Origin of the sequence: Micromonospora sp. NPDC049662, from assembly GCF_040675055.1 — a bacterium.
Taxonomy (GTDB): Bacteria; Actinomycetota; Actinomycetes; order Mycobacteriales; family Micromonosporaceae; genus Micromonospora.
Genome location: NZ_JBFAOC010000004.1, coordinates 162,377 through 175,012, shown reverse-complemented (window position 1 = coordinate 175,012; position 12,636 = coordinate 162,377). Strand labels below are relative to the sequence as shown.

Genomic DNA, 12,636 nt, shown 5'->3' with positions numbered 1-12,636 from the left:
GCCCGGTTCGGGAATCCCCGCTTCGTACGATGACGTTCTGGAAGTCAGCTGCCGGCACCCCCCAGGCGTCGGCACTCGGATCAGCATCGGTGCGCGCGCCGACGCCGAACACACACAACTCGGGAGACGGCAGTGGACGAGGTCCGCAACCTGATCATCATCGGCTCCGGCCCGGCCGGTTACACGGCGGCGGTCTACGCGGCGCGCGCCAACCTCAAGCCGCTGATCATCGAGGGCTCGCAGTCCGGCGGCGCGCTGATGACCACGACCGAGGTGGAGAACTTCCCCGGCTTCGCCGACGGCATCCTCGGCCCCGAGCTGATGGACAACATGCGCAAGCAGGCCGAGCGGTTCGGCGCCGAGTTCCTGACCGACGACGTGACGCGGGTCGAGCTGGTCGACACCGGCGACGCCGGCTCGGGCGCGACGAGCACCGTGTGGGTCGGCGAGACCGCCTACCGCGCCCGCGCCGTGATCCTCTCCACCGGTTCGGCCTGGCGTCCGCTGGGCGTGCCGGGCGAGCAGGAGTACCTGGGCCACGGTGTTTCCTCGTGCGCCACCTGTGACGGCTTCTTCTTCCGCAACCAGCACATCGTCGTCGTCGGCGGTGGTGACTCGGCGATGGAGGAGGCCAGCTTCCTCACCCGCTTCGCCGACTCGGTGACCATCATCCACCGACGCGACTCCTTCCGGGCCAGCAAGATCATGGCCGACCGGGCGCTGAGCAACGAGAAGATCAAGGTCGAGTGGAACAGCACCGTCGAAGAGGTCCTGGGCGCTGACGGCAAGGTCACCGGCGTACGGGTCCGCAACGTACACAGCGGCGAGACCAAGGTGCTGGACGTGACCGGCGTGTTCGTGGCCATCGGCCACGACCCCCGCAGTGAGCTGTTCCAGGGCCAGGTCGAGCTGGACGACGAGGGCTACGTGAAGGTCCAGGCCCCCAGCACCCGGACGAGCGTGCCCGGCGTCTTCGCCGCCGGTGACGTGGTCGACCACACCTACCGCCAGGCGATCACCGCGGCCGGCACCGGCTGTGCCGCCGCGCTCGACGCCGAGCGGTTCATCGCGACGCTCAGCTGAAACAGGAAACACATCCCGGAGGAGGGCAATAGTGGGAAATACCAAGGCGGTCACGGACGCGAGTTTCGTCGCCGACGTGCTGCAGGCCGACAAGCCGGTGCTGGTGGACTTCTGGGCCGAGTGGTGCGGGCCGTGCCGTAAGGTGTCGCCGCTGCTCGAGGAGATCGCGGGCGAGATGGGCGACCAGGTCACCATCGTGAAGCTCAACATCGACGAGAACCCGGAGACCGCCCGGGCCTACCGGGTCATGTCGGTGCCGACCCTCACCGTCTTCAAGAACGGCCAGCCCGTGCAGTCGATCGCCGGCGCCAAGCCGAAGGGTGAGCTGGTCCGGCTCATCGAGTCGGCCCTCTGATCAGCGCAGACACCACCGAACCCCGTGCCCGCTCGTCGGGTGCGGGGTTCGGTGTTTTTCCCGGCCCGAGCCCGTCACCGGTCCGGAACGCATAGCCTCAAGCTCAGGGCCGCCGCCCGGCCAGCCAGACTCGTGCAGAGGGGGTCGTGCGTGCGTCCGATCCGACCCGGAGACCGGGGACCTGCGGTCACGGAGATCCGTACCATCCTCACCGGCCTCGACCTACTCGCCGCCGCCGGCCCGCACAGCGACGAGTTCGACCTGGACACCGAACGCGCGGTCCGCGCGTTCCAGCAGTCGCGGGGGCTCAGCGTGGACGGCCGGGTCGGCTCGGAGACCTGGGGCGCGCTGGAGGCCGCACGCTGGCGACTCGGTGCCCGCACCCTCTACCACGCGGTCCCCGAGCCGCTCACCGGCGAGGATGTCCGGTCGCTGCAGGAACGGCTGCTGGAGATGGGGTACGACGTCGGCCGCGCCGACGCCATCTACGGCATCCGGACGTCCCGGGCCGTGGCCCAGTTCCAGCGCGAGGTGGGTCTCACGCCCGACGGCTCCTGCGGCCCGCACACGATGGACGCGCTGCGCCGGATCGGTCGCAAGGTCGTCGGCGGTCGCCCCCAGTGGTTGCGCGAGTCCGACGCGATCCGCCAGTCCGGACCGGCGCTGGTCGGTAAGACGGTGGTCATCGACCCCGGCCACGGTGGCACCGACCCCGGGATGGTGGTGCCGGACGGCCCGCTGCGCTGGACGGAGGCCGACCTCGTGCACGACCTGGCGAGCCGGCTGGAGGGACGACTCGCAGCGTCCGGGGTCCGGGTTCAGCTCACCCGGGGTCCGGCGCCCGACGCGTGCCTGCCGGACACCGACCGGGCGTTGCTGGCGAATTCGCTCGGTGCCGACGTGTTCATCTCCCTGCACCTCGACGGGCACGCCAACCCGGACGCGGAGGGGGTGGCGACCTACCACTACGGCACCGACAACGGGGTGACCTCGGCGACCGGTGAACGGTTGGCGGGTCTGGTGCAGCGGGAGATCGTGGCGCGGACCGGGCTGCGGGACTGCCGTACGCACGCCAAGGCGTGGGACCTGCTGCGACTGACGAGGATGCCGGCGGTCCGGGTCGAGGTCGGCTACCTCACCTCGCCCGTGGACCGCGCCCGGCTCGTCGATCCCCGCTTCCGCGACCGGGTGGTGGAGGCGATCGTTGCCGCCGTCCAGCGGATGTACTACCCGATCGAGCGGGACGTGCCGACCGGCTCGCTCGACGTCAGCGAACTGCGTGCGGTCGTGGCCGCCGGCACCGTGGTCGACTGATCCCGCTCAGCCACCGGTGGAGCGGGTGGCCGGGGCGGGCCGGACCGGCCGGAGCAGCGTCTCCGGGCTCATCGAGCCAAGCAGCTTCTCCAGCGCGTATTCGACGTCGGACTTCCAGCTCAGCGCGGTACGCAGTTCGAGGCGCAGCCGGGGAAAACGGGGATGCGGACGTACCGTCTTGAAGCCGACGGAGAGGAAGAAGTCGGCCGGTGCCACGCAGCCGCCGGCCGGATCGTCGGCGTCACCGAACTTGGCGTCGCCGAACGCCTCGATCGCCTTGATGCCACGCTTCGTCAGGTCCCGTGCGACACCCTGCACCAACATCCGGCCCAACCCGCCCCCGGCGAACGCGGCGACCACGTTGGCGGTCATCAACAGCGCGGCATCGGCCGAGACCGGCGACGTCGGGAACGCCATCGAGCGGGGAACGTAGGCGGGTGGCGCGTACATCACGAAGCCCGCCGGCATCCCGTCGACGTACGCGAGCTTGCCGCAGGACCCCCACTCCAGCAGGGTCTGGGAGACCCACGCCTCCTTCTCCAGGCCCGGGTCACCGGCGGCGCACGCCCGGTCCGCGGAGACCGGATCAAGCTCCCAGTAGACGCACTGGCGGCAGGGGCGCGGAAGATCCTCCAGCGTGTCGAGGGTCAGGCTGACCAGACGTCGCGACATATGGCGCATCCCCACAATAGGCTCGGTGGTGAGACCGGCACGGAACGACAGCGCCGCCTTCCTGCCCCCGACGAGCGATCGTACGCCGCCGATCGACCGTACGGGAGGGGATGCGCAGATCCCCACCCCCGGCCGCAGGGTCCGCCATGTGGTCGATCCGTTCCGGCACGGCGGCAACCAGGCCTCGGCGGACTAGGATCGACAATCGGTGTGCCGCCGCCATGGACACGAGCAGGCGGGGTACCCGGGGCGGTAGCCACCCGAGCAGTGATCGAGGTGAGGTCATGACCGGCACGACACTCGACGACTACACCGACCGGTATGCCCGGCGCGTGCGCGGGATGACCGCCTCCGAGATCCGAGCACTCTTCGCGGTGGCCAGTCGACCGGAGGTCGTGTCGCTCGCCGGCGGCGCCCCGTACATCGCCGCGCTGCCGCTCGACGCGGTCGGCGAGATGCTGGGCAGGCTCGGCTCCGAGCACGGGGTCACCACCCTCCAGTACGGCATCGGCCAGGGCACCCTGGAGCTGCGCGAGCGGATCTGCGAGGTGATGGCCCTCTCCGGCATCGACGCCGCGTGCGGCGCCTCCCCCGAGGACGTGGTGGTCACGGTCGGCGGTCAACAGGCGCTCGACCTGGTCGCCCGGCTCTTCCTCGACCCAGGCGACGTGGTGCTCGCCGAGGGCCCGACCTACGTGGGCGCGCTCGGGGTGTTCCAGGCCGCCCAGGCACAGGTGGCGCACGTGCCGATGGACGCCGACGGGCTGATTCCCGAGGCGCTGGAGACGGCCATCGCCGACCTCGCCCGGGCCGGCCGACGCGTCAAGTTCCTCTACACGATCCCGACCTACCAGAACCCGGCTGGCGTGACGCTCAGCGAGGAACGCCGCGAGCGCGTACTCGACATCTGCGAACGCGCCGGCCTGCTCGTGGTCGAGGACGACCCGTACGGCCAACTGGGTTTCGAGGGTGAGGCCCCGGCGCCGCTGCGGGCCCGGCGGCGCGACGGCGTCTTCTACATCAGCACCTTCTCCAAGACGTTCGCTCCCGGCCTGCGGGTGGGCTGGATCCTGGCGCCGCACGCGGTCCGCGACAAGATCGTCATCGCCAGTGAGGCGCAGATCCTCTGCCCCAGCGTCTACGCCCAGTCCGCCGTCTCCACCTACCTGGGCACGATGCCGTGGCGGCAGCAGCTCAAGGTCTACCGCGAGGTCTACCGGGAACGCCGTGACGCCCTGCTCGACGCGTTGGCCGATCTGATGCCCGAGGGCACCAGCTGGACCACCCCGGCCGGCGGGCTCTTCGTCTGGGCCACCCTGCCCGAGGGCCTGGACTCCAAGGCCATGATGCCGCGCGCCATCGCCGCCCGGGTCGCCTACGTGCCCGGCACCGGCTTCTACGCCGACGGCACGGGCACCGACGCGATGCGGCTGAACTTCAGCTTCCCGCCTCCGGAGCGCATCCGCGAGGGCGTACGCCGGTTGGCGGGCGTCATGGAGCAGGAACTCGCGACGCGGCGCGTCTTCGGTGCCGTCGGCGGTGTCGCCGGCCGCCGCGGCCGGCCCGGCTCCGACGTGCCGGGTCCCGACTTGGCATGATGCCGGCATGGGTACGACCGCTGCCGAGCGCTTCTCCGTGACCGATTCCGCCGTCGCGGCCGACCTGCGAGTGCTGGTCCTCGCGGGCGGACTCTCCTACGAGCGGGACGTGTCGTTGCGCTCCGGTCGGCGCGTGCTCGACGCCCTGCGCGCCGTCGGCGTCGACGCCGAACTGCGGGATGCCGACGTGGCCCTCCTGCCGTCCCTGACCACCGATCCGCCGGACGCCGTCGTGATCGCTCTGCACGGCGCGACCGGCGAGGACGGCTCACTGCGAGGAGTGCTGGACCTGTGCGGCATCCCGTACGTCGGCTGCGACGCCCGGTCCTCCCGGCTCGCCTGGGACAAGCCCTCGGCGAAGGCGGTGCTCCGCGAAGCTGGCATCCCCACCCCCGACTGGGTGGCCCTGCCGCACGACCGTTTCTCCGAACTCGGGGCGGTCGCCGTGCTGGACCGCATCGCCGACCGGCTCGGCCTGCCGTTGATGGTCAAGCCGGCGCAGGGTGGCTCCGGTCTGGGCGCCGCCGTGGTCCGGGACGCCGCGTCCCTCCCGGCCGCGATGGTCGGTTGCTTCGCGTACGACCCGACGGCCCTCGTCGAGCGGTACGTGCCCGGGATCGACGTGGCGGTCTCCGTGATCGACCTGGGAGACGGTCCGCAGGCGCTGCCACCGGTGGAGATCGTGCCGCGCAACGGCGTGTACGACTACGCCGCCCGCTACACCGCCGGCCGCACCACCTGGCACGCTCCGGCCCGGTTGGAGCCGGAGGTGGCCGCCTCGGTGGCCGACGTGGCGCTGGCCGCGCACACCGCGCTCGGTCTGCGGGACCTCTCCCGGGTCGACGTGATCGTGGACGCTGAGGGCCGTCCGCACGTGCTGGAGGTCAACGTCTCGCCCGGCATGACGGAGACCTCACTGCTGCCGCTGGCCGTCCAGGCGGCCGGCCTGGACTTCGGCCGCCTGCTCGGCTCACTGGTCAGCCGGGCCGCCGCCCGCCACCCGTCCTGACCCGACCGATCGGGTACCTTCGGGCACCCCTCGTGACACCCTGCACGCCCGTGAACCTGGTCCTCGATCGCGCACGGGGTAGGTGAGCAGGCACCTGGTGGAGAGCCGGAGCGGTACCGGCTGGTGGCGGCGTTCGCGGCGGCCGAGCGCGCTCCAGGCAGCAACCGGTGAGCAGCGTCAGAGATCGTCGGGTTCGTGTCGGCTGATCCGCGTCGCCTGGTCCTCCTGCACGTGGCGGGCAGTCTGCAGGAAGTGAAGGATCGTGGCGAGCTGGTCGAGGCTGTACTCGGCAAGCGCTTGCGCTCCGGCGACACCGACCGGTGCGTATATGTCTCGCTCAGCGGCGCGAGCCGCGTCGGTCGCGGCAACGAGGACGCGTCGTCTGTTGTTCGGGTCGGAGATCCGGTTCGCGAATCCGGTGCGCTCAAGTCGGTCCATGACAGTGGTTGTGGCGGCCGGGCTGAGTTTCAGGGCCTGGCTGAGTTCGCCAGCCGACAGGCAACCCTCGCCGGCCAGAAGCAGGTCCAACGCTCGCAGGTCCGTTCGGTTGAGCTTGAGGGTGGTGGCGGCGGCCTCGTCGAAAGCGTCGAAGCTCTGCTGCAGCAGCCGAAGTTCGGCGGCCACCAAGCCGACCAGTTCATGTTTCGACACTCGAAGACTCCTGCTATCGTAAGGTTCGACCATCGAATAATACTAGAGGGGTGTAGCCATGGCTACCGAAGACCACGAGATCACAGCTCTCTTCCACCGCCTCAAGCAGGCCTGGACGGACAACGACGCTGTCGCCTACGCAGCCTGCTTCACCGAAGACTCCGACTACGTCTCGTACGACGGCACCCGCGCCATCGGGCGAAAGCCGATGCAAAGCGCCCACGACCAGCTCTTCCGGGGCGTGCTCGCCGACTCGGCACTCGTCGGTGACATCGAATCCATTCGCTACCTCAGCCCCGACATCGCCATCGTCCATGGCACCGCCTCGGTCCAGATGCCGTGGCGTTCTCGACTACCGAAAAGGCGCCTGTCCCGCCAGACTCTCGTTGCGGTCCACACGCCCGAGGGATGGCGGTTCACCGCGCTGCACAACGGCCGCGTGCGACCGGTCACCATCCCAGCCCCGGACTCCGTGCCTTCCCGACTCGCCCGAACCATGGTGAGGCTCACCCGTGCGCTCGGCATCGGCAGCAAGGCTGCGGTCCACGCAGATTAGGCAGGCAACCACCTCGACGGAGTCCCGACATGAGGGTCGTGAGTCACCGCCGGCACTACCGAGGCCATTCGGATCTCCGCGATCCGCGCGTCTGACGCTGTAGTCAAGCGTCGCCGTCCGCCCGCGACGGGTCAGCGGGGCGCGGTGTCGAGAGGCGGCTGAGTGTCCAGCGCGAGAGACGTAACTTGGCGGCTCGGGTTTGTCCGGCACCGAGCCGGATGCGAGCGTCGGTGATCTGCTCAGGGCTCGGCGCGCGAGGGCATTTCCGAGCGTTGGTCCGCACCCGGCATTGCCGCCGCCCGCCGCGGCGAGCGTGGGGGTGGCTCGACATCCGGACTGTCGTCCGCCAACCCCCACGCGCAACCGGTGATCAGCGCGGTGCGCTCACGCCGGGCGGGGTGGCTCCGCCGTCGCTGGCGTCGTCGGCGGGGGGCCTCCGCTGGGCTGGGACGACCGGAATCCCCGGTGCCGGATCCTCGGCGTCGCGTTCCGGCTCCGAGGTCGTCGTGCCGTCGGCGACCGACTCGACCGCAGGGGCATCGAGTACCGGGCTGACGGGCGACTTCGGCTCGGACGCTGTGGCGGCTGTCGACCCGTCGGCGTCGTCAGCGACGGCCGTTACCGGGTCGTCGCTGTCCACAGACTGGTCCTCCGCCGCAGCCGGCGACTCGGAACCGAGGTCGCCATCGACGTTGCCGTCTGCGTCCTCGACTGGCTCGGGGATCTCCTCGGCCGCCTCGATGACAGACACGGCGTCATCCTGAGCGGCTGCGGCATGCGCGGCCGCCGCCGCGGACTGGGCCAGCAGACTCGACGGGGCCTGCCACTGGATGCGGGGCGGCTCGGCCAACGGTCGGCCACCGAACTCGGCGAGCCAGGCGGCGACGAGCGCCAGATTCTCCCGCCACTGCTCCTCGGAGATCGGCGGCAGGATGGAGTCCCACAGGGACAGGAAGGTTCCCCGTAGTTGGAGCCGACCGTACGGCCGGGCGAGGAACCACATGTGCAGGTGGGCGGAGCCGTCGCCCCACCGGTTCACGTGCACCCGCGCCACGCCGTCCAGCGACCGGATGGCCCGCTCGAGACGAACCGTCATCACCCCCAGCTCGGCGGCGAGCAGGTTCGGCAGGTCACCCAGGTCCAGGTGGCTCCGCGATTCGAGGATGAGCACCATCGGCAGGCCGGTCGGCCGGTCCATGGCACGGACCCGCCACCGCTCTCCCACCCAGATGTAGGCGTCGTCGGGTGCGTTGCAGGCGGTGCATTCCCGGAGACCCTCGCCCTTGCGGGGCGGTTCGACCGGGACCGGTTCTTCGAGCTGCTTCACCCGCAGCTCGCCCTCGAAGGGAAACGAGGGCCACTGGGTGAAGTCCGGGACTGAGGGAGGGGTGTCGCGCACGACGCTGACCCTAACCGAGTCTGGCACCGCTGTCCCTACCTGTTCGACCGGTTCCAACCGCCACGATCAGCGTCCGACGTCGATCGCCGGGGCCCGTCGTCGTCGGCCGGCGAGTCGATATCCACAGGCTGCCGAGGGCGTCCATACATGCGGTCATCCACAGGCTGTCACCCGCTTTCACGCGGCGTTTCACGTGAAACGGGGGGTGCCTGTGGACAACGGGTGTGGATAACTTTTCGGCCCCTCGATCGTTGCCCGCCCGCCGGCCGGTCGCGCTCAGGACCACCACTCCCGGCGGTGCCGGCATGCGTGGGTGCCCTCGCCCGCCGAGGGGCGTTTCACGTGAAACGCGATGACTTACCCGCGGAGCCGGACGCCGCGACCCGGGCCCCGCAAGCGGTGGCCCGCGCGCCGCCTGAGCGGGTCGCTGCCGCCCTCGGGCGGCAGAGGGGACCTCCCGGCTCACCCGGCCGTCTGGGACGCCCTCGTGGGCCGTGGCGGGTGAACGCGTTCGGCCGGCACCTCGGCGACGCCGGGTCGAGATCCAAGAGCCGCTTCGGGCGCCGGTTTCACGTGAAACGAGGCCGTACGCGCGAGGGCCGCGCCCCCCTGGAGAGGCGCGGCCCTTGACAGAAGGTCGCGGACGTCAGTCCTGCGACCCCTCCTCCGGTACGCCGATGATGCCGACGATCCGTTCCAGATCATCCACGGTGGCGAACTCGATGGTGATCTTGCCCTTGCTCCGACCGATGTCGACCTTCACCCGCGTGTCGAAGCGGTCCGACAGACGGTCAGCGAGATCCGACAGGGCGGGCGCGTGGGGCTTCGGTCGCCGCTTGGCGGCCGGTCCCTTCGCCGGGCCGTCGTTCAGCGTCAGAGCCACGATCTCCTCGGTCGCCCGTACCGACAGCCCTTCGGCGACGATCCGCAACGCCAGCTGTTCCTGGGCCTCGGAGTCGTCGAGGCTGAGCAGAGCGCGGGCATGGCCGGCGGAGAGGATGCCGGCGGCAACCCGGCGCTGCACCTGGGCCGGCAGGTTGAGGAGCCGGATCGTGTTGGAGATCTGCGGCCGGCTGCGGCCGATCCGACGGGCCAGTTCCTCGTGGGTGGCGCCGAACTCCTCCAGCAACTGCTGGTACGCGGCGGCCTCTTCCAGCGGGTTCAGGTTGGCGCGGTGGATGTTCTCCAGCAGCGCGTCCCGGAGCATGGCGTCGTCGCGGGTGTCCCGGACGATGGCCGGGATATTGTCCCGTCCCACCGCCTGGGCCGCGCGCCAACGGCGCTCGCCCATCACCAGCTCGTACTTCTCGTCGTCGAGCTGGCGCACCACGATCGGCTGCAGGAAGCCAACCTCCCGGATGGAGGTCTTCAGCTCCTCCAACGCCTCCTCGTCGAAAACCTGGCGCGGCTGCTTCGGGTTCGGCATGATCGCGTCGACCGGGATCTCCGCGAACCGAGCGCCCGGCACGGGGCTGAGCTCGGGCTCCGGTTGGTGGGCGACGGCGCCTACCGGGGCCGTGTGGAGGGCAGTGGGGGTCACGCCCTCGTCAGCGTCGACGCTCCCGTTCTCCGGCTCGGCAGTCACGGTGCCGGCGGCACCCGGCACGGGCCCGGTCGGGATGAGAGCCCCCAGGCCCCGCCCCAGACCGCCCCGAGGGCGGTTCTTCATGCCACGCCTCCCAGCGACTCGTCCCCACTACGCATTCCGGCCCACCGGCTCCTTGACGCCCCGCTCGGCGATCTCCTGGGCGGCCTCGAAGTAGCTCGTGGCGCCCCGCGAACCGGGATCGTAGGTCATGACCGACTGGCCGTAGCTGGGTGCCTCCGACACCCGCACGTTGCGGGGGATGACCGCCTGGAGCACCTTGTCGCCGAAGTGGTTCCGGACGTCCTGCTCGACCGCGTCCGCGAGGCGGGTACGACGGTCGTACATGGTGAGCAGGATCGTGGAGACGTCGAGCTTCGGGTTGAGGTGTTGCCGTACCAGGTTGATGTTGTTGATCAGCTGGTTGAGGCCTTCCAGCGCGTAGTACTCGCACTGGATCGGAATCAGCACCTCCTGCGCGGCGACCAGGGCGTTGACCGTCAGCAGGCCGAGCGAGGGCGGGCAGTCGATGAAGACGTAGTCGAACTGGCCCGGGTAGGCGGCGATGGCACGGTCGAGGCGCGACTCGCGGGCCACCACGGACACCAACTCGATCTCCGCCCCGGCGAGGTCGATCGTGGCCGGTACGCACCACAGGTTGGGGATGCCCTCGACCGCCTGCGCCACCTCGGCCAGCGGCACGCTGTTGATCAGGCAGTCGTAGACGTCTGGAATGCCGGTGTGGTGGGGCACGTTCAGACCGGTCGACGCGTTGCCCTGCGGGTCCAGGTCGACCACGAGCACCCGGTTACCGTGCAGGGCGAGCGCCACCGCGAGGTTGACCGTGGTCGTGGTCTTACCCACGCCACCCTTCTGGTTGGCGACGCACATGACCCGGGTCCGGTCCGGTCGAGGCATGGTCACCTCGCCACTGGGATTCAGGATCTGCACGGCGCGCATCGCCTCCATAGCCAACGGTGGGTCATCCTCTTCGCGCGTCGGGGTTTCACGTGAAACGTACGTGGGGTCGGTCGCGACCGCCGCCAACGACTCGGTCGACGCGACCGGTACGTCGGGAACCACCGGCGTGGCGTCGCGCGCCGCTGCGGCGGTGGGCTGGTGGGGCACGGCGGACTCGAAGCGCACCGCCGCAGCTCTGTTCCGCCGGCCCGGCGTCTGCCGCACGTCGGCGGCATTCGCGGGTCGACTCGGTCCGTCGGCCGCCCGCCGACCGATCGTCGGCTCCGGCCCGATGGTCGGAGCCACCGCCTCGTCCGGTGCGGAGAACACATCGTCGTCCACCGGAACGGACGCTCCGGCGACGCCGGGGGACCAGCTCGGGTAGTCGGTTTCACGTGAAACAGGGTCGCTGGTTGACCCGGTCACGCGTGGATCGTCGTACCTGCCGTCGTCATGCACCTGTCATCCCTGCCCGCTTCGGATGGTCGGTCCGCGCCCCGGTCAACTTGGCCACACCCGCTCTCGCACCCCGGAGCGTACGGCCCCTCGGGAGCGGTCGGAGTCCGCGACGTCCGTCGGCCGCTCCACATTATCGACGCGCGGCCAGCCTACGGCGGACGGGCGTGGCCGGTCCACGTCGGGTTCTCATTCCGTCGTCCATCCGTACCGATACAACGAGGCAAACCGTCGACCGGACGCCCGATGGCGCCATGGTCAGCGGCGGCGAGTCCGCCCGCCGCGCGAGCGCTTGCTCGCCGCCGGTCGGGCCGGGCCGACCATCCGCTCCCGGACGATCTCCACCACCGTGGTGGGTGGGTCGATCACGCCGACGCCGCAGAGGTGCACGGCGGCCTCCCCGCCGCCGAGCCGTTCCACGACGGCAGCGTGCTCCTCGATCTCGGCCGCTGCGGACGATCCCTTGAGGGCAAGCAGTCGTCCACCGCGCACGGCGAGCGGTAGGCACCAGGCGGCCAGTCGGTCCAACGGCGCGACGGCGCGGGCGGTCACCACGTCACCGCTGATCGGGTCCCGGCCGCTCGACCCACTGGCGGCCTCGTCGGCGCGGCCACGGAACACCCGCACCGATCGGGTCAGGCCGAGCCGCTCGACGATCTCGATGAGGAACGACGTGCGCCGCGCGAGCGGCTCGATCAGCGTGACCGTCAGGTCGGGACGCGCGATGGCCAACACCAGACCGGGCAGCCCGGCGCCGGAGCCAACGTCGAGCACGCTCGCGTCGCTCGGAATGCGCTCGACCACGGCGGCACAGTTGAGGAGGTGACGGTCCCAGATCCGGGGCGCCTCCCGCGGGCCGATCAGACCGCGGACCACGCCGTCGGTGGCCAGCAGTTCGGCGTACGCGGCGGCGATGTCGAGCCGGTCACCGAAGAGGGTCAGCGCGGCCGGAGCCAGTTCGGGCGGCAACGCGGCATCGGCCGGCGACGGCGGACTCC

The 12,636-nt window shown here is 70.7% G+C and carries 12 protein-coding genes; 6 read left to right on the top strand and 6 right to left on the bottom strand.

Annotated elements, in window-relative coordinates:
• Nucleotides 1-132: 132 nt before the first annotated feature.
• The 3 genes from trxB (at nt 133) to AB0J36_RS05170 (ending at nt 2,752) form a co-directional block, all read left to right on the top strand.
• On the top strand, nt 133-1,083 hold the full coding sequence (trxB, locus tag AB0J36_RS05180) for a thioredoxin-disulfide reductase (protein ID WP_357131317.1): 951 nt from the start codon (nt 133-135) through the stop codon (nt 1,081-1,083).
• A 31-nt stretch (nt 1,084-1,114) separates the two neighbouring features.
• Entirely contained in the window at nt 1,115-1,438 is a 324-nt protein-coding gene (gene trxA / locus AB0J36_RS05175; protein WP_007453873.1) for a thioredoxin, read from the top strand.
• Nucleotides 1,439-1,588: 150 nt separating this feature from the next.
• Nucleotides 1,589-2,752 (top strand): N-acetylmuramoyl-L-alanine amidase, encoded by a 1,164-nt coding sequence (locus AB0J36_RS05170; protein WP_357131314.1) that lies wholly within the window; start codon nt 1,589-1,591, stop codon nt 2,750-2,752.
• A gap of 6 nt (nt 2,753-2,758) precedes the next feature.
• Here the strand turns inward: AB0J36_RS05170 and AB0J36_RS05165 are convergent, their stop codons facing one another.
• Nucleotides 2,759-3,424: a GNAT family N-acetyltransferase gene (locus AB0J36_RS05165; protein WP_074315552.1), complete on the bottom strand. Its 666-nt coding sequence runs from the start codon at nt 3,422-3,424 to the stop codon at nt 2,759-2,761.
• Nucleotides 3,425-3,708: 284 nt separating this feature from the next.
• Here AB0J36_RS05165 and AB0J36_RS05160 point away from each other — a divergent pair, with 284 nt between their 5' ends.
• On the top strand, nt 3,709-5,022 hold the full coding sequence (locus AB0J36_RS05160; protein ID WP_357131310.1) for a PLP-dependent aminotransferase family protein: 1,314 nt from the start codon (nt 3,709-3,711) through the stop codon (nt 5,020-5,022).
• Nucleotides 5,023-5,029: 7 nt separating this feature from the next.
• The gene (locus tag AB0J36_RS05155) at nt 5,030-6,031 is read left to right on the top strand and encodes a D-alanine--D-alanine ligase (protein ID WP_357131307.1); all 1,002 of its coding nucleotides are present in this window, start codon (nt 5,030-5,032) and stop codon (nt 6,029-6,031) included.
• A 177-nt stretch (nt 6,032-6,208) separates the two neighbouring features.
• Here the strand turns inward: AB0J36_RS05155 and AB0J36_RS05150 are convergent, their stop codons facing one another.
• Nucleotides 6,209-6,715 (bottom strand): MarR family transcriptional regulator, encoded by a 507-nt coding sequence (locus tag AB0J36_RS05150; protein ID WP_357392248.1) that lies wholly within the window; start codon nt 6,713-6,715, stop codon nt 6,209-6,211.
• A 25-nt stretch (nt 6,716-6,740) separates the two neighbouring features.
• On the opposite strand from AB0J36_RS05150, the gene AB0J36_RS05145 reads away from it, so the two are divergent.
• Nucleotides 6,741-7,238 carry an SgcJ/EcaC family oxidoreductase gene (locus AB0J36_RS05145; protein ID WP_357392245.1) on the top strand — a complete coding sequence of 166 codons (498 nt, stop codon included), beginning with the start codon at nt 6,741-6,743 and terminating at the stop codon, nt 7,236-7,238.
• Nucleotides 7,239-7,608: 370 nt separating this feature from the next.
• Here the strand turns inward: AB0J36_RS05145 and AB0J36_RS05140 are convergent, their stop codons facing one another.
• The 4 genes from AB0J36_RS05140 to rsmG form a co-directional block, all read right to left on the bottom strand.
• Entirely contained in the window at nt 7,609-8,637 is a 1,029-nt protein-coding gene (locus AB0J36_RS05140) for a hypothetical protein (RefSeq protein WP_357131298.1), read from the bottom strand.
• A 646-nt stretch (nt 8,638-9,283) separates the two neighbouring features.
• Nucleotides 9,284-10,306: a ParB/RepB/Spo0J family partition protein gene (locus AB0J36_RS05135; RefSeq protein WP_357392243.1), complete on the bottom strand. Its 1,023-nt coding sequence runs from the start codon at nt 10,304-10,306 to the stop codon at nt 9,284-9,286.
• 27 nt (nt 10,307-10,333) lie between these two features.
• Complete coding sequence (locus AB0J36_RS05130; protein ID WP_357131292.1) at nt 10,334-11,641, bottom strand: AAA family ATPase; 1,308 nt, start codon at nt 11,639-11,641, stop codon at nt 10,334-10,336.
• Nucleotides 11,642-11,896: 255 nt separating this feature from the next.
• The gene (gene rsmG, locus AB0J36_RS05125) at nt 11,897-12,607 is read right to left on the bottom strand and encodes a 16S rRNA (guanine(527)-N(7))-methyltransferase RsmG (RefSeq protein WP_357131794.1); all 711 of its coding nucleotides are present in this window, start codon (nt 12,605-12,607) and stop codon (nt 11,897-11,899) included.
• Nucleotides 12,608-12,636 lie beyond the last annotated feature (29 nt).

What these genes read in the sequence shown, in the direction of transcription:
- AB0J36_RS05165 (WP_074315552.1), bottom strand. Translation starts at nt 3,424, where the DNA reads ATGTCGCGACGTCTGGTCAGCCTGACCCTCGACACGCTGGAGGATCTT.
- AB0J36_RS05160 (WP_357131310.1), top strand. Translation starts at nt 3,709, where the DNA reads ATGACCGGCACGACACTCGACGACTACACCGACCGGTATGCCCGGCGC.
- AB0J36_RS05155 (WP_357131307.1), top strand. Translation starts at nt 5,030, where the DNA reads ATGGGTACGACCGCTGCCGAGCGCTTCTCCGTGACCGATTCCGCCGTC.
- AB0J36_RS05150 (WP_357392248.1), bottom strand. Translation starts at nt 6,715, where the DNA reads ATGGTCGAACCTTACGATAGCAGGAGTCTTCGAGTGTCGAAACATGAA.
- AB0J36_RS05145 (WP_357392245.1), top strand. Translation starts at nt 6,741, where the DNA reads ATGGCTACCGAAGACCACGAGATCACAGCTCTCTTCCACCGCCTCAAG.
- AB0J36_RS05135 (WP_357392243.1), bottom strand. Translation starts at nt 10,306, where the DNA reads ATGAAGAACCGCCCTCGGGGCGGTCTGGGGCGGGGCCTGGGGGCTCTC.